This window comes from Streptococcus atopicus (assembly GCF_049166725.1).
Classification (GTDB): domain Bacteria; phylum Bacillota; class Bacilli; order Lactobacillales; family Streptococcaceae; genus Streptococcus; species Streptococcus hominis.
Window position 1 is genome coordinate 1 of the sequence record NZ_JBMHFC010000011.1, and the last position, 13,997, is coordinate 13,997.

Consider the following 13,997-nt stretch of genomic DNA (forward strand, 5'->3'; position numbering starts at 1 on the left):
TCATCGAAGTATCATTTGAACCATGAATTCCTTCAGTCTTGCTTCCTGTGGATGCTATAGTAATCTCCAAGTCCTCGAAATGGGCTTTATTGGTAACGTCAGCAGCAGAAACCCGCTGGACGTTCCAAAATCCTAAAACAGTAAAAATCGTTAGTAAAGATAAAAAGAAGCCTATCCATCTCTTTGCCTTCATTACAAATTTCTCCTTCTTCTAATTTTTTTATAAGCTTAGAGCATAAATATCAATATTATACTACAATTACTATTATACCTCAAATAAATAGAAATTCCATATATTCGTAAGTGTTTTTTTGACACAATGTAAACTTCAGTTTTCTAAAATAGGTTCCCTAATCCCAGAACTCTTAGTATTTTATTAAAACGAAAGGCTCTGGACAATGAGGAATCTATCACATATTCCAAATTTAGAAAAAGCCTCATACGAATCACCATTAAAAGCAACAAAGCTTTGGAAAGATTCATATGAGACTTCTTATAAATACCACAAAACAGGGAAAAGCAGGAATCCTATCTCATGTTATTTTATATGTTTGTTTTTTTATTCTTAGTTTTGTCCAAGTGCAGCAGCCATAGTTGCAGCTACTTCTGATTCAAAATCGTTGGCAGCTTTTTCAATACCGTCACCTACTTCAAAACGAGTGAAGCTTGCAATTGTCACACCTTGACTTTCAAGGAATGCTTCAACAGTCTTGCTGTCGTCCATGATATAGACTTGCGCAAGTAATGTGTAAGCTTGGTCAACTTTTGTATTGTCCAGCATGAAGCGATCCATTTTACCAGGAATAATTTTGTCCCAGATTTTTTCTGGTTTACCTTCAGCTGCAAGACCAGCTTTGATGTCTTCTTCAGCTTGTGCAATCACTTCATCCGTCAATTGAAGTTTAGAACCAAATTTGTAGTGTGGAAGCGCTGGTTTACCAACCATTGCACGACTTTCGTTGTCTTGATCAATTTTGTGGTTCATTTGAGCCAATTCATCATGGATAAATTCTTCGCTCAATTCTTTGTATGAAAGAACAGAAGGCTTCATAGCTGCAACATGCATTGCCACGTGTTTTGCAAGATCTTCGTCACTGCCTGAAAGAACTGTGATAACACCGATACGTCCACCATTGTGTTGGTAAGCTCCAAATACTTGATCATCTGCTTTTTCAACAACTGCAAAACGACGGAATGAGATCTTTTCTCCGATTGTAGCAGTTGCACTAACATAAGCAGCTTCAAGTGTTTCACCTGAAGGCATTGTCAAAGCAAGAGCTTCTTCGTTGTTAGCTGGTTTGCCTTCTGCGATTACTTTAGCTGTTTCGTTTACCAATTCAACGAATTGAGCATTTTTTGCTACAAAGTCTGTTTCTGAGTTCACTTCAACGATAGCGGCAACATTGCCATTCACATAGACACCCGTCAATCCTTCAGCAGCAACACGGTCTGCTTTTTTAGCAGCTTTTGCCATACCTTTTTCACGAAGCAATTCAATTGCTTTTTCGATATCGCCATCTACTTCTACAAGTGCTTTTTTAGCGTCCATGACACCAGCACCAGATTTTTCACGCAATTCTTTTACAAGCTTAGCTGTAATTTCTGCCATTTTGATCCTCCAATTAAGATATTACGGTTTTATTTAATAAAAAGGGGAGGGCTAGGCCCCGCCCTATAGGTTCGTTACTTGATTATTCGTTTGAGCCTTCGACAACTTCAACGATTTCTTCGATAGAATCTGCTTGTGAATCAGTTGCAGCTAATTCTGCTTCTACTGATTCAACGTTATCTTCACCTTGGCGGCCTTCGATAATTGCATCAGCCATTTTCGCAGTGATTAACTTAACAGCACGAATAGCATCGTCGTTAGCTGGAATGATGACATCAATGTCATCTGGATCTGTATTTGTATCCACCATCGCTACAACTGGAATACCTAATTTCTTAGCTTCTTTAACAGCGATTTGTTCTTTATGTGGATCCACAACATACATCACATCTGGAATACGTGGCATTTCTTCGATACCACCCAAGAATTTTTCAAGACGAGCGCGTTGTTTGTTAAGAAGAGCGACTTCTTTTTTAGGAAGAACATCAAAAATTCCGTCTTCTTCCATACGTTTGATCTCTTTCAAACGAGCAACACGTTTTTGAATCGTTTCCCAGTTTGTAAGTGTTCCACCCAACCAACGGTGGTTGATGTAGTATTGACCAGCACGTTCTGCTTCTTCTTTTACAGCATCAGCAGCTTGTTTTTTCGTACCAACAAACAAGATAACTGCATCGTTAGCAGCTGCGTCACGCATAAAGTCGTATGCTTGATCTGCAAATTTTACAGTTTGTTGCAAGTCGATAACGTGGATACCGTTACGTTCTGTGAAGATATACTTCGACATCTTAGGGTTCCAGCGACGAGTTTGGTGACCAAAGTGTACACCAGCCTCAAGAAGTTGTTTCATTGAAATTACTGCCATGAGTAATGTCTCCTTTTTTGTTTTTTCCTCTCCCAGATTTCAACTCGCAAAACCACCCGTAGGCAACGGCCTCACAATTCATCTGAAATGAGTATTTGCCGATTACACGACATCTACTATCATATCAAAATTTCTTCCATTTTACAAGAGAATTTCTGTTTTTTCATGCCAAATGCACGAAGAAAATCATTCGAAATTTATAACCTTTGAAAAGGGGAAAGTTCAGACTTATCTTAATCGCTATAGTCCTTTAAGTAGACCCTTAATTCTCGAATCATAGCTTGGCGGCCTTTGAACCGTTCATCAGCTAGTAAGCGCTCGTACTGCTCTTGTTTCTCTGGACTCAGTTGAACTTGATAGCTCTTTAGCTGGTCTCGGAGAATCACCAGTTCATCCAGATACAACTCTTTCAGGCTGAGCTTGTGACCAATCTCGCTCACTTCTTCATAAGCTTGACGGTCGAGTTTGCGTTTTTGGCTTTCCTGTTTACGGAGGATGTCCAGGATATGATTGCGGAACTTGGTCTTATAGTAAACATAGAGCTGATGATCTTCTTCTACTAGCTGCGGATAGCGACTTACCAACTGATAGAGTACTAACATACCCTCTTGGTCCCAATCGCTTAATTCCCACAGGTGGACATAATATTCCCTCCGACACTTCAGCACAATTCCTCTCACCTTGGCATATAACTCCTTGAACTCCATTTCCTTCTCCTTCCTTTTACTTACCTTTTAAGGATAGCATGAAGGAGAAACCTTTGGTTTTCTGGTAGCTATTCTACTCTTTTTGGTTTCTATTTCGTACTTCTTAATACACCTATCTATCTCTTCAGGTACTTTTACATACTTTTCAGCAGATAAAGTTAAAACTAGTAGCTGTGATAAATTCAGCATGATAATTCTATAAGTTCTGTAGTGAGTCACCGATTATGAAATTCTAAAAAACGCCTGCTTACGAAATTGTTTTTTTGTAAAAGCAATTTCGTAAACAAGCGTCTACGTTTCTTATCATAAGATGAGTGTTCCCGCTAGGAAAAATCCTAGCGGTAGACCAGAGCTAGACTAAGAGTAACATTACTCCATCATCATAACACTCAACAAAATTGATAAAAATTATACTAATTCAATGATTGCCATTGGAGCAGCATCACCACGACGTGGTTCAGTTTTAAGGATACGAGTATATCCACCGTTACGTTCTGCATAACGAGGAGCTAAATCAGAGAATAATTTTTGAAGAGCAGTAGTTGAAGTATACTTTTCTGTTTCTTCATCATAGTTTTCTGATGCAATTTCGTTACGAACAAAAGCTGCTGCTTGACGACGAGCATGCAAATCACCACGTTTACCCAAAGTAATCATTTTTTCAACTGTTTTACGGATTTCTTTAGCACGAGCTTCTGTTGTCACAATTGATTCGTTGATAATCAAGTCAGTGGTCAAGTCGCGAAGCATTGCTTTACGTTGTGAGCTAGTGCGTCCTAGTTTACGGTAAGCCATGTTTTCCTCCTTTATTTATCGTTTTTTAATCCAAGACCGAGATCAGCAAGTTTTACTTTCACTTCTTCAAGACTCTTACGTCCTAGATTTCTTACTTTCATCATTTCAGGTTCAGTTTTTTCTGTCAAATCAAATACAGTATTGATACCAGCACGTTTCAAACAGTTGTACGAACGAACTGACAAATCTAATTCTTCAATTGTACGATCCAACACACGATCATCTGAAACTTTTTCTGTTTCTTTCATCACATCAGTAGATTTTGCTACTTCAGTTAAGTTAGTAAACAGGTCTAAATGTTCCGTTAAAATGCGCGCAGAAAGCCCTAGAGCATCTTCTGGAATAATCGTCCCATCTGTCATGATTTCAAGAGTTAATTTATCAAAACCATCATTGCTACCAACGCGAGCTGGTTCCACTTGATAATTAACTTTTTTCACCGGCGTATAGATTGAATCTACCGCAAGTGTTCCTACTGGTGCATCATCTTTTTTATTTTCATCAGCTGGTACATAACCACGACCTGTATTTACGGTCATAATAGCTTTTAAGCTAGCACCTTCACCAATTGTAAAGAGATAATGATCAGGGTTTACAATTTCAATATCACTATCTGTCAAAATATCACCAGCAGTGATTTCTGCAGGACCTTCAACATCAAGCTCAATTGTCTTTTCGTCTTCGACGTAAGATTTTACAGCAATCCCTTTGACGTTCAAAATAATCTGCATCACGTCTTCACGGACACCTGGAACTGTATCAAATTCGTGTAATACACCTTCAATATTGATAGATGTTACAGCAGCACCTGGTAGAGATGCAAGAAGTACACGACGAAGTGAGTTCCCAAGCGTTGTACCATAACCACGTTCTAGTGGTTCTACTACAAATATGCCGTAGTTTTTATTTTCATCAATTTTTGTTATATTTGGTTTTTCAAACTCAATCATTTAGTTACTCCCTCTTAAACGAAAAGCAGTGTAATGGTTTATGATTATACACGGCGACGTTTTGGAGGACGAGCACCATTGTGTGGCACAGGAGTCACATCACGAATAGCTGTTACTTCAAGACCAGCGGCAGCAAGCGCACGAATAGCTGACTCACGACCAGAACCTGGACCTTTAACAGTAACTTCAACTGATTTAAGACCGTGTTCTTGTGCAGACTTTGCAGCAGCTTCAGATGCCATTTGGGCAGCAAATGGTGTAGATTTACGAGAACCTTTAAATCCAAGAGCTCCAGCAGATGACCAAGCAATTGCGTTACCATGCACATCAGTAATCATAACAATAGTGTTGTTAAATGTAGCGTGAATATGAGCAATACCAGATTCGATATTTTTCTTCACACGACGTTTACGTGTTGGTTTAGCCAAGACTTTTTACCTCCTTATATTATTTTTTCTTACCAGCAATCGCAACAGCTTTACCTTTACGAGTGCGAGCGTTGTTCTTAGTGTTTTGTCCACGTACAGGAAGTCCACGACGATGACGGATTCCACGATATGAACCAATTTCCATCAAACGTTTGATGTTTAAGTTTACTTCACGACGAAGGTCACCTTCAACTTTGATGGCATCCACTTCACGACGGATAGCGTCTTCTTGATCAGATGTTAAATCTTTCACACGAATATCTTCTGAAACTCCAGCAGCTGCTAAAATTTTCTTAGATGTTGGAAGACCAATACCGTATACATAAGTCAGTGAAACAACTACACGTTTGTCATTTGGAATATCAACTCCAGCAATACGAGCCATTTTTTCTCCTTTCTATTATCCTTGACGTTGTTTGTGTTTTGGATTTGCTGGGCAAATCACCATAACACGACCATTACGACGAATAACTTTGCAGTATTCGCAAATTGGTTTGACCGATGGTCTTACTTTCATTTCTTATCCCTCCAAGTATTTCGATTATTTAAAGCGGTAAGTGATCCGTCCACGTGTCAAATCATAAGGACTCATCTCGACAGTAACACGGTCTCCCGCTAAAATACGAATATAGTTTTTACGAATTTTACCAGAAACTGTTGCTAAAATCTGATGTCCATTTTCAAGTTCAACCGTAAACATTGCATTCGGCATTGTATCAACTACTTTGCCTTCAACTTCAATCACATCGTCTTTTGCCACGCAAAAGCACCCCCTAAATTTCGATTCATTCCTCTGAGCACAGAGGTAACAATTATAAGTCAGACTAATTTATTGTATCACTACTTGTCAAATATTGCAAGTGTAAAAAACGCTTTTATTTTAACTTTAACAAGACTTTTTCAATGTCTTTAAATACATCATCAATCTCTTGATTTCCTTGAATATCATAAACCAAGCTTTGAGAACGATAGTGCTCAATAATTGGTGCTCCTTGAGCGATATTGACATCTAAACGGCGTTTCACGGTTTCTGGTTTATCATCCTCACGTTGGTAATAATCCTCTTCATTATAATCTGCTGGTGGATTGAAGACTTTATGAAAAGTTTCTCCCGTTTTTTTGTGAATAATCCGTCCGCTCAAGCGCTCTAGCAAGCTGTTAGGATCCACTTCGATATTGACAACCCCATCTAAAGCAAGACCAAGTTCAGCAAGTGTCTGATCCAGTGCGTGAGCTTGCTCAATGGTGCGTGGGTAGCCATCTAATAAAAAGCCTTTTTCTTTAATATCATCTTGTGCTAAACGTTCTTTGACAATTCCATTGGTCACTTCATCTGGCACTAATTCACCTTTGTCAATATATGATTTCGCAAGCACACCCATTTCAGTTTGGTTTGCCATGGCTGCACGGAACATATCCCCTGTTGAGATATGCGCAACACCAAATTCCTCCACGATTTTGGTCGCTTGAGTCCCCTTGCCTGCACCTGGCAAGCCCATAATCAAAAGATTCATGATCCTTCTCCTTTTTTGTTTTTAAATAAATCTATTACAAATTCTTAGTAAACTTGTTTAAAAACAAAATAGAAAGAGTGGGACAGACTTCAGAAAATCTATGATTTTCGATTTGCTCTCCCACCCCGCAACATAGTTGATTTAGGATGAAAACAAAAGCTCATTTTCATCATCAACCACTGCGTTCGTACTTTAACGCAAATTGCTTTTAAAGTATAGAATATCTTTCTTTACTCTGTTTCTATTCTGTTGTATTCATAAAGCCAGTATATTTTCTCTTCAGAAGGTAACCTTCAAGCTGTTTCATTCCTTCAATACCAGTTGCAATAATAATCAGCAAACTAGTACCACCTAAAGCAACAGCATCTGTCAATCCAAACAAATCTTTTGCTAAAATCGGTAAGATTGAAATAAAGCCTAAGAAAAGTGAACCAACTGTTGCTAAGCGACGAAGCAGCTTAGACATATATTCTTCTGTTCCTTTACCAGGACGTACACCATGAATATAAGCACCACTCTTTTGCAAATTCTCTGCAGTTTTCTCTGGATTGATTTGTACAAATGTATAGAAAAATGTAAACAAAATAATCAAGAGTGCGTACATCACAATTCCGCTTGCGGTTGTTGTCGCAAACAAGGACTGGGCCACTCGAACCCACTGTGTATTGTGACCTGTAGCTGTCAAAAATTGGAAAATAGCTGCGGGTGCGGCAGTAATTGAACTTGCAAAGATAACCGGAATAACACCTGCTGGATTGACCTTCAAAGGAAGGTATGAGCTAGAAGGCGCACCTTGCGCAATCTTTGTATACTGGATTGGAATTTTGTATTCTGCTTGTTGAACGAATGTTGTAAAGTAAACAATGAGCAAAACAGCTATAATCAGAATAGTCACAAAAATGATAGATGAAGTAATACGGCTACTTGGTACATTGACAAAGTAGTCTACATATATACTCTTAATCATTCCTGGAATTGCTGCTACGATACCTGCAAAGATAATCATAGAAACGCCATTACCATAGCCTTTATCCGTGATTTGTTCCCCTAACCAAGTCACAATCATAGAACCTGTTGTCAAAAGGAATCCAATCAGCAAATAAGTTTGCCAGTTAGGTGTTGCCACCAACTTAGCACTAGACAAGGTATGGAAACCTGCTGTAATACCGATAGATTGAACAAACGCCAAGACTAAGGCTATATAGCGCGTTGCTTGATTTAACTTTCTTCGTCCAACTTCACCTTGCTTGCCCCATTCTACAAACTTAGGTAAAATATCCATTTGTAGCAATTGAACAACAATAGAGGCGGTAATATACGGACTAACTCCTAATGCAAATACTGAGAAATTCCGCAAAGCATTACCTGACACAAGGCTGAGCATGTTTAGAAATGAAAGCCCATTAAGAGCTTCCAAGCTTTTTGCATTAACACCTGGAACAGTAATCGTCGTACCAATTCGAAATACTAATACAATAAAAATTGTAAAGAGAATTTTTGAACGAACCTGTTTGATTTTTAATGCTTCTTTTAATAGTTTAAAAAACATAGGTCACCTCGCTTAGATGACTTCCACTGAACCACCTTTAGCAGTGATAGCTTCTTCGGCTGATTTAGAGAATTTAGCTGCTTTCACAGTCAATTTCTTTGTCAATTCGCCGTTACCAAGAATCTTAACACCAGATTTTTCAGCTTTTACAATCCCTGCTTCGATAAGGACAACTGGAGTTACTTCTGCCCCGTCTTCAAAAACATTCAATTGATCAAGATTTACAATTGCATATTCTTTACGATTGATATTCAAGAAACCGCGTTTTGGCATACGACGGAACAATGGTGTTTGTCCACCTTCAAAACCAAGACGAACTTTACCACCACTACGAGCTTTTTGACCTTTTTGACCACGTCCAGCTGTTTTACCATTACCAGATGAAGTACCACGTCCAACACGGTTGCGGACTTTACGAGAACCTGTAGCAGGTTGTAATTCATGAAGTTTCATTATATTTTTCTCCTCTTTTGTAAAATGCTAGCGCTTATACTGAGAAAAAGGTGCCCTCAGTATAAACTCGCCTATACATATATTTAGTTTAAGGGGCTGAGAAAATCCTCTCATCCCCTAGTTTATTTCAATTTAAAGTTTTGTTAGCGAAATGATTGCTTACTTAACTTCTTCAACAGTTACCAAGTGTGATACTGCTGTAATCATACCACGAACAGCAGCATTATCTTCTTTGATAACTGAGCTATTTAATTTGCCAAGTCCAAGTGCTACAACAGTTTTACGTTGTGACGGAATGCGTCCGATTGGAGACTTTGTCAAAGTGATTTTAATTTGAGCCATGTGAATCTCCTTTCTTATGCTAAGTCAGAAACTGAAATACCACGAAGGGCAGCAACTTCTTCAGCGCGTTTTAATTGTTTTAAACCTTCAACAGTTGCGCGAACGATGTTGATTGGAGTGTTAGAACCAAGTGATTTAGATGTTACATCTGCTACACCTGCCAATTCAATGACGGCACGAACAGCACCACCAGCAGCTACTCCAGCACCTTCTACAGCTGGTTTCAACAAGACACGAGCTCCACCAAATTCAGATGTTACTTCGTGAGGAATTGTTGTGCCAACCATTGGTACTTCAATTAGGTTTTTCTTTGCATCTTCAACGGCTTTGCGAATTGCTTCTGGTACTTCTTGAGCTTTACCAGTACCAAAGCCAACACGACCATTACGGTCACCAACAACTACAAGAGCTGCAAAACGAAGACGACGTCCACCTTTAACAACTTTTGTAACACGGTTAATCGCAACTACGCGTTCTTCAAGTTCAACTGCATTGTCTTTAAATGCCATTTTTTAGTGTCCTCCCTATTAGAATTTCAATCCGTTTTCACGAGCTGCATCAGCCAAAGCTTTTACACGTCCGTGATATAGATATCCACCGCGGTCAAACACCACTTCAGAAATACCTTTAGCAACTGCACGTTCAGCAACGAGTTTTCCAACAACAACGGCTTGTTCAGTCTTAGTTCCTTTTGAAACTTCTTTGTCAAGAGTTGAAGCGCTTGCGAGCGTTACACCCGCTACGTCATCAATTACTTGAGCGTAGATGCCTGTATTAGAACGAAAAACGTTCAAACGTGGGCGATCAGCAGTTCCAGAGAGTTTTCCGCGAACGCGACGATGGCGTTTTTGGCGGACTTTGTTTTTATCTGGTTTCGAAATCACAATTTTCACCTCTTAATTTTATTGTGTGCCTAAGCACAAAGTTGGAAATAATTATTTCGGTTGAAGAACAACCGTTTAACATTATTTACCTGTTTTACCTTCTTTACGGCGAACAAATTCACCAACGTAGCGGATACCTTTCCCTTTATATGGTTCAGGAGCACGCAAGCTACGGATATAAGCAGCAGTTTGTCCAACTACTTCTTTTGAGATTCCGTTCACAACAATAGTCGTTGGATTTGGAAGTTCAAAAGTAATACCTTCAGGAGCTTCCACTTCATCTGGATGAGATTTACCAACTGAAAGTACCAATTTTTTACCTTGAAGTTGAGCACGGTATCCAACCCCACGCATTTCAAGTTCTTTCTTGAATCCTTCTGATACACCATGAACCATGTTGTTCAAAAGAGCACGAGTTGTTCCGTGGATTGTTTTCATTTCTTTTGTATCGTTTGGACGGTGAAGAGTTACTTCAGTTCCTTCCACACGAATATCAATATCTTTAGAGAACGTACGAGTGAGTTCTCCTTTAGGTCCTTTTACAGTTACTACATTGTCTTTGTTTGTCAATTCGACACCCGCAGGCAATGCAATAACTTTATTACCAATACGTGACATGTTATTTTTTCTCCTGTTAAATTGTCAGGTCGTCCGAGGACGGCCAGTTTTCACGGGGGAACTATCATAGCAGTTTGTATGATAGTTCTAACGTTTTATTCAAATATATCATTCAAATCAGTTTTGCCAATCTGAACACGAGCTACGGCCTGTGTGAAAAAGATAAATTTATCTTGAATGCGGGCATTCATCGCTAGATTTCCTATTTTCACTTTGTCCGTCACGCTCTTTGTATCATGCAATTACCAAACGTAGGCGATTACTTCCCCACCAACATTCTTTTGGCGTGCTTCTTTGTCAGTCAACAAGCCTTCAGATGTTGAGATAATCGCAATTCCAAGTCCATTCAAGACTTTTGGAAGATCTTCACATTTTTTGTAAACACGAAGTCCTGGTGTTGAAACACGTTTCAAACCAGTGATAACTTTTTCACCGTTTTGACCGTATTTAAGGAATACACGAATAACACCTTGTTTATCATCTTCAATGTACTCAACGTTCTTCACAAAACCTTCGCGTTTAAGGATTTCAGCAATCCCTTTTTTGATATTTGATGCAGGTACTTCTAGCACTTCATGTTTTGCTTGATTCGCATTACGAATACGTGTCAAAAAGTCTGCAATTGGGTCAGTCATAACCATTTTATTTTTCTCCTCTTACTAGTAGTTTGATAATTCACTTGCTAGTTAATGATTGAGCTAGGCTCATAAGTTTTGTTTATAGATTTCATTTCCTAGATAAGTCTAGGCATTCGCTCGTAGGCATAACTTGAGTTAAGTAAGAGCGAATAACAACGACTCATGACGAAAAGGAAACTATAATTACCAAGAAGCTTTGGTAACGCCCGGAATTTGTCCTTTGTATGCCAATTCACGGAAGCAAACACGGCAAAGTTTAAACTTGCGGTAAACTGAATGTGGACGACCACAACGTTCGCAACGAGTGTAAGCTTGCGTAGAGAACTTCGCAGGGCGTTTGTTCTTAGCAATCATTGATTTTTTAGCCAATTTATTTACCTCCTAGATTATTTTGCAAAAGGCATTCCAAGGCCTGTAAGCAATTCACGTGATTCTTCATCCGTGTTAGCAGTTGTTACAATAACAATGTCAAGACCGCGAGTCTTGTCAACATCATCAAAGTTGATTTCTGGGAAAATCAATTGTTCTTTCACACCAAGTGTGTAGTTCCCGCGTCCATCAAATGATTTTGTTGGAACACCGTGGAAGTCACGAACACGTGGAAGTGATACAGTAACCAATTTATCCAAGAATTCATACATGCGTTCACCACGAAGAGTTACCTTAGCACCGATCGCTACACCTTCACGAAGACGGAAGCCGGCGATAGATTTTTTAGCTTTAGTGATAAGTGGTTTTTGACCTGAGATAAGAGCAAGCTCTTCAGCAGCTTTTTCAAGATTTTTAGCATTTGAAACAGCGTCACCAACACCCATGTTCAAAACGATTTTATCCACTTTTGGCACAGCCATAACAGATGAGTAGTTGAACTTTTCAGTCAAAGCAGGAACTACTTCTTTAAGATATTTTTCTTTTAAACGATTTGCCATTATACTTCTCCTTTCCTTCGTGATTAGTCAAGCACTTCGCCTGATTTTTTATTGTAACGAACTTTTTTGCCGTCTACAAACTTGTAGCCAACACGTCCTGCAACACCATTTTTGTCAAGTACTTGAACGTTTGACACATGGATTGGTGCTTCTTTTTCCACGATAGCACCTTGAGGGTTTTCGTTATTAGGTTTTTGGTGTTTCTTGATGATATTTACACCTTCAACAACAACTTTATTTACTTTTGGAAGTGCGGCAACGACTTTGGCTTCAACACCTTTGTCTTTACCAGCAATCACGCGAACTTTGTCGCCAGTTTTTACAAACATTGGTTTCTCCTTTGATTTCTTACGCCCTGAAGGGCACCCTATCTGTCGAAGATAGGGGACTTAGTTTGTTTTTGATTAAAGTACTTCTGGAGCAAGTGAAACGATCTTCATGAATCCACCTTCACGCAATTCACGTGCAACTGGACCAAAGATACGTGTTCCGCGAGGAGTTTTATCATCACGGATAATCACTGCAGCATTTTCGTCAAATTTGATGTATGAACCATCTTTGCGACGAGCACCTGATTTAGTACGAACGATAACCGCTTTTACAACGTCACCTTTTTTAACCGCACCACCAGGAGTAGCTTGTTTTACAGATGCAACGATGACATCACCAATGCTAGCGAATTTACGCTTTGAACCACCAAGAACTTTGATTGTCAAGATTTCGCGGGCACCGCTGTTGTCAGCAACTTTCAAACGAGTTTCTGTTTGAATCATTTAAGTTTTCTCCTTTCTGGTTTGATTAGATGATAACTGCTTCTTCTACAACTTCTACAAGACGGAAGCGTTTTGTAGCTGAAAGCGGACGAGTTTCCATGATACGAACAATATCGCCTTCTTTAGCGATGTTATTTTCATCATGCGCTTTGTATTTTTTAGAGTAGTTAATACGCTTACCATAGACTGGGTGGTTACGTTTTGTTTCAACTACAACTGTGATTGTTTTATCCATCTTGTCAGAAACGACGCGTCCAACAAGCGTTTTACGTTGATTACGTTCCATTTTAGAATTTCTCCTTTCCCAAGTCTATTATTTCATTTCTGATTGAACAGTTTTGATACGAGCGATTTGCTTTTTCACTTCTTTCAAGCGTGCAGTTTGTTCTAATTGACCTGTTGCTGCTTGGAAACGAAGATCAAACAATTCTTTCTTCAATTCTCTTTCACGCTTCGCGAGTTCTTCTTGAGAAAGACCACGAAGTTCTTTAACAAATTCTTTTACTTCATTAAGTTTCATGCCTTCTCCTTATTCAGCTTCACGTTTCACGAATTTTGTTTTAACTGGTAATTTGTGGCTTGCAAGACGAAGCGCTTCACGAGCAACTTCCTCAGGCACATCAGCGATTTCAAACATCACTTTACCACGTTTAACTGGCGCAACCCAACCTTCTGGAGCACCTTTCCCAGATCCCATACGAACCCCGATAGCTTTGGCAGTGTATGATTTGTGTGGGAAGATTTTAATCCAAACTTTACCACCACGTTTCATGTAACGCGTCATAGCGATACGAGCAGCTTCGATTTGGCGGTTTGTGATCCAATGGCTAGTAGTCGCTTGAAGACCATATTCTCCAAATGCTACTTCTTTACCACCTTTAGCTTCACCGCGCATTTTACCACGAAATTCGCGACGGTGTTTAACACGTTTAGGTACTAACAT

General features: G+C 39.2%; 26 protein-coding genes. All 26 read right to left on the reverse strand.

Annotation, left to right across the window (positions count from 1 at the left end; all coding sequences use genetic code 11):
• A partial coding sequence (locus ACOMA9_RS07605; protein WP_421425092.1) for a hypothetical protein occupies positions 1-193 on the reverse strand: 193 nt, incomplete at its 3' end.
• A 372-nt stretch (positions 194-565) separates the two neighbouring features.
• Positions 566-1,609, reverse strand: coding sequence for a translation elongation factor Ts (gene tsf, locus ACOMA9_RS07610; RefSeq protein WP_003026508.1), 1,044 nt, complete (start codon positions 1,607-1,609; stop codon positions 566-568).
• Positions 1,610-1,691: 82 nt separating this feature from the next.
• The gene (gene rpsB / locus ACOMA9_RS07615) at positions 1,692-2,474 is read right to left on the reverse strand and encodes a 30S ribosomal protein S2 (protein WP_059221593.1); all 783 of its coding nucleotides are present in this window, start codon (positions 2,472-2,474) and stop codon (positions 1,692-1,694) included.
• A 233-nt stretch (positions 2,475-2,707) separates the two neighbouring features.
• Positions 2,708-3,181 carry a sigma-70 RNA polymerase sigma factor region 4 domain-containing protein gene (locus ACOMA9_RS07620; protein ID WP_151379785.1) on the reverse strand — a complete coding sequence of 158 codons (474 nt, stop codon included), beginning with the start codon at positions 3,179-3,181 and terminating at the stop codon, positions 2,708-2,710.
• A gap of 408 nt (positions 3,182-3,589) precedes the next feature.
• A complete protein-coding gene (rplQ, locus tag ACOMA9_RS07625) occupies positions 3,590-3,976 on the reverse strand; it encodes a 50S ribosomal protein L17 (protein ID WP_003026513.1) in 387 nt (128 codons plus the stop codon).
• Between the two features lie 11 nt (positions 3,977-3,987).
• A complete protein-coding gene (locus ACOMA9_RS07630) occupies positions 3,988-4,926 on the reverse strand; it encodes a DNA-directed RNA polymerase subunit alpha (protein ID WP_003029466.1) in 939 nt (312 codons plus the stop codon).
• Between the two features lie 44 nt (positions 4,927-4,970).
• Complete coding sequence (gene rpsK, locus ACOMA9_RS07635; RefSeq protein ID WP_001118385.1) at positions 4,971-5,354, reverse strand: 30S ribosomal protein S11; 384 nt, start codon at positions 5,352-5,354, stop codon at positions 4,971-4,973.
• Between the two features lie 19 nt (positions 5,355-5,373).
• Positions 5,374-5,739: a 30S ribosomal protein S13 gene (gene rpsM, locus ACOMA9_RS07640; RefSeq protein WP_002262317.1), complete on the reverse strand. Its 366-nt coding sequence runs from the start codon at positions 5,737-5,739 to the stop codon at positions 5,374-5,376.
• A gap of 15 nt (positions 5,740-5,754) precedes the next feature.
• Complete coding sequence (rpmJ, locus tag ACOMA9_RS07645) at positions 5,755-5,871, reverse strand: 50S ribosomal protein L36 (protein ID WP_001808836.1); 117 nt, start codon at positions 5,869-5,871, stop codon at positions 5,755-5,757.
• 24 nt (positions 5,872-5,895) lie between these two features.
• Positions 5,896-6,114 (reverse strand): translation initiation factor IF-1, encoded by a 219-nt coding sequence (gene infA, locus ACOMA9_RS07650; protein ID WP_001029883.1) that lies wholly within the window; start codon positions 6,112-6,114, stop codon positions 5,896-5,898.
• 115 nt (positions 6,115-6,229) lie between these two features.
• Entirely contained in the window at positions 6,230-6,868 is a 639-nt protein-coding gene (locus ACOMA9_RS07655; RefSeq protein WP_003029467.1) for an adenylate kinase, read from the reverse strand.
• A gap of 241 nt (positions 6,869-7,109) precedes the next feature.
• Positions 7,110-8,417: a preprotein translocase subunit SecY gene (gene secY, locus ACOMA9_RS07660; RefSeq protein WP_059221599.1), complete on the reverse strand. Its 1,308-nt coding sequence runs from the start codon at positions 8,415-8,417 to the stop codon at positions 7,110-7,112.
• A 12-nt stretch (positions 8,418-8,429) separates the two neighbouring features.
• On the reverse strand, positions 8,430-8,870 hold the full coding sequence (gene rplO / locus ACOMA9_RS07665; protein WP_003026525.1) for a 50S ribosomal protein L15: 441 nt from the start codon (positions 8,868-8,870) through the stop codon (positions 8,430-8,432).
• A 159-nt stretch (positions 8,871-9,029) separates the two neighbouring features.
• Positions 9,030-9,212: a 50S ribosomal protein L30 gene (rpmD, locus tag ACOMA9_RS07670; protein ID WP_003029471.1), complete on the reverse strand. Its 183-nt coding sequence runs from the start codon at positions 9,210-9,212 to the stop codon at positions 9,030-9,032.
• 14 nt (positions 9,213-9,226) lie between these two features.
• Positions 9,227-9,721 carry a 30S ribosomal protein S5 gene (gene rpsE, locus ACOMA9_RS07675; protein WP_003029472.1) on the reverse strand — a complete coding sequence of 165 codons (495 nt, stop codon included), beginning with the start codon at positions 9,719-9,721 and terminating at the stop codon, positions 9,227-9,229.
• 18 nt (positions 9,722-9,739) lie between these two features.
• Positions 9,740-10,096, reverse strand: a complete 357-nt coding sequence (rplR, locus tag ACOMA9_RS07680; RefSeq protein ID WP_003040651.1) for a 50S ribosomal protein L18 — start codon at positions 10,094-10,096, stop codon at positions 9,740-9,742.
• Positions 10,097-10,177: 81 nt separating this feature from the next.
• Positions 10,178-10,714 (reverse strand): 50S ribosomal protein L6, encoded by a 537-nt coding sequence (gene rplF, locus ACOMA9_RS07685; RefSeq protein WP_021002170.1) that lies wholly within the window; start codon positions 10,712-10,714, stop codon positions 10,178-10,180.
• 95 nt (positions 10,715-10,809) lie between these two features.
• Positions 10,810-10,938, reverse strand: a complete 129-nt coding sequence (locus tag ACOMA9_RS07690) for a hypothetical protein (protein ID WP_267471929.1) — start codon at positions 10,936-10,938, stop codon at positions 10,810-10,812.
• 18 nt (positions 10,939-10,956) lie between these two features.
• A complete protein-coding gene (rpsH, locus tag ACOMA9_RS07695) occupies positions 10,957-11,355 on the reverse strand; it encodes a 30S ribosomal protein S8 (RefSeq protein WP_003026535.1) in 399 nt (132 codons plus the stop codon).
• Between the two features lie 180 nt (positions 11,356-11,535).
• On the reverse strand, positions 11,536-11,721 hold the full coding sequence (locus ACOMA9_RS07700; RefSeq protein WP_001085699.1) for a type Z 30S ribosomal protein S14: 186 nt from the start codon (positions 11,719-11,721) through the stop codon (positions 11,536-11,538).
• Between the two features lie 17 nt (positions 11,722-11,738).
• On the reverse strand, positions 11,739-12,281 hold the full coding sequence (rplE, locus tag ACOMA9_RS07705) for a 50S ribosomal protein L5 (RefSeq protein WP_003040778.1): 543 nt from the start codon (positions 12,279-12,281) through the stop codon (positions 11,739-11,741).
• A gap of 23 nt (positions 12,282-12,304) precedes the next feature.
• On the reverse strand, positions 12,305-12,610 hold the full coding sequence (gene rplX, locus ACOMA9_RS07710) for a 50S ribosomal protein L24 (protein WP_003026539.1): 306 nt from the start codon (positions 12,608-12,610) through the stop codon (positions 12,305-12,307).
• A 75-nt stretch (positions 12,611-12,685) separates the two neighbouring features.
• Positions 12,686-13,054, reverse strand: a complete 369-nt coding sequence (gene rplN, locus ACOMA9_RS07715; protein WP_003026541.1) for a 50S ribosomal protein L14 — start codon at positions 13,052-13,054, stop codon at positions 12,686-12,688.
• Between the two features lie 25 nt (positions 13,055-13,079).
• Entirely contained in the window at positions 13,080-13,340 is a 261-nt protein-coding gene (rpsQ, locus tag ACOMA9_RS07720) for a 30S ribosomal protein S17 (RefSeq protein WP_003026542.1), read from the reverse strand.
• A gap of 27 nt (positions 13,341-13,367) precedes the next feature.
• Positions 13,368-13,574 carry a 50S ribosomal protein L29 gene (gene rpmC, locus ACOMA9_RS07725; protein WP_003029476.1) on the reverse strand — a complete coding sequence of 69 codons (207 nt, stop codon included), beginning with the start codon at positions 13,572-13,574 and terminating at the stop codon, positions 13,368-13,370.
• A 9-nt stretch (positions 13,575-13,583) separates the two neighbouring features.
• Entirely contained in the window at positions 13,584-13,997 is a 414-nt protein-coding gene (gene rplP / locus ACOMA9_RS07730; protein ID WP_003040781.1) for a 50S ribosomal protein L16, read from the reverse strand.

Coding starts and splice junctions, on each gene's coding strand:
- ACOMA9_RS07655 (WP_003029467.1), bottom strand. CDS start 6,868: ATGAATCTTTTGATTATGGGCTTGCCAGGTGCAGGCAAGGGGACTCAA.
- rpsH (WP_003026535.1), bottom strand. CDS start 11,355: ATGGTTATGACTGACCCAATTGCAGACTTTTTGACACGTATTCGTAAT.
- rplE (WP_003040778.1), bottom strand. CDS start 12,281: ATGGCAAATCGTTTAAAAGAAAAATATCTTAAAGAAGTAGTTCCTGCT.
- rpmD (WP_003029471.1), bottom strand. CDS start 9,212: ATGGCTCAAATTAAAATCACTTTGACAAAGTCTCCAATCGGACGCATT.
- rpmC (WP_003029476.1), bottom strand. CDS start 13,574: ATGAAACTTAATGAAGTAAAAGAATTTGTTAAAGAACTTCGTGGTCTT.
- rplP (WP_003040781.1), bottom strand. CDS start 13,997: ATGTTAGTACCTAAACGTGTTAAACACCGTCGCGAATTTCGTGGTAAA.
- rpsE (WP_003029472.1), bottom strand. CDS start 9,721: ATGGCATTTAAAGACAATGCAGTTGAACTTGAAGAACGCGTAGTTGCG.
- ACOMA9_RS07630 (WP_003029466.1), bottom strand. CDS start 4,926: ATGATTGAGTTTGAAAAACCAAATATAACAAAAATTGATGAAAATAAA.
- rplQ (WP_003026513.1), bottom strand. CDS start 3,976: ATGGCTTACCGTAAACTAGGACGCACTAGCTCACAACGTAAAGCAATG.
- ACOMA9_RS07620 (WP_151379785.1), bottom strand. CDS start 3,181: ATGGAGTTCAAGGAGTTATATGCCAAGGTGAGAGGAATTGTGCTGAAG.
- tsf (WP_003026508.1), bottom strand. CDS start 1,609: ATGGCAGAAATTACAGCTAAGCTTGTAAAAGAATTGCGTGAAAAATCT.
- secY (WP_059221599.1), bottom strand. CDS start 8,417: ATGTTTTTTAAACTATTAAAAGAAGCATTAAAAATCAAACAGGTTCGT.
- rpsM (WP_002262317.1), bottom strand. CDS start 5,739: ATGGCTCGTATTGCTGGAGTTGATATTCCAAATGACAAACGTGTAGTT.
- rpsB (WP_059221593.1), bottom strand. CDS start 2,474: ATGGCAGTAATTTCAATGAAACAACTTCTTGAGGCTGGTGTACACTTT.
- rplX (WP_003026539.1), bottom strand. CDS start 12,610: ATGTTTGTAAAAACTGGCGACAAAGTTCGCGTGATTGCTGGTAAAGAC.
- rpmJ (WP_001808836.1), bottom strand. CDS start 5,871: ATGAAAGTAAGACCATCGGTCAAACCAATTTGCGAATACTGCAAAGTT.
- rplO (WP_003026525.1), bottom strand. CDS start 8,870: ATGAAACTTCATGAATTACAACCTGCTACAGGTTCTCGTAAAGTCCGC.
- rplN (WP_003026541.1), bottom strand. CDS start 13,054: ATGATTCAAACAGAAACTCGTTTGAAAGTTGCTGACAACAGCGGTGCC.
- rpsQ (WP_003026542.1), bottom strand. CDS start 13,340: ATGGAACGTAATCAACGTAAAACGCTTGTTGGACGCGTCGTTTCTGAC.
- rplF (WP_021002170.1), bottom strand. CDS start 10,714: ATGTCACGTATTGGTAATAAAGTTATTGCATTGCCTGCGGGTGTCGAA.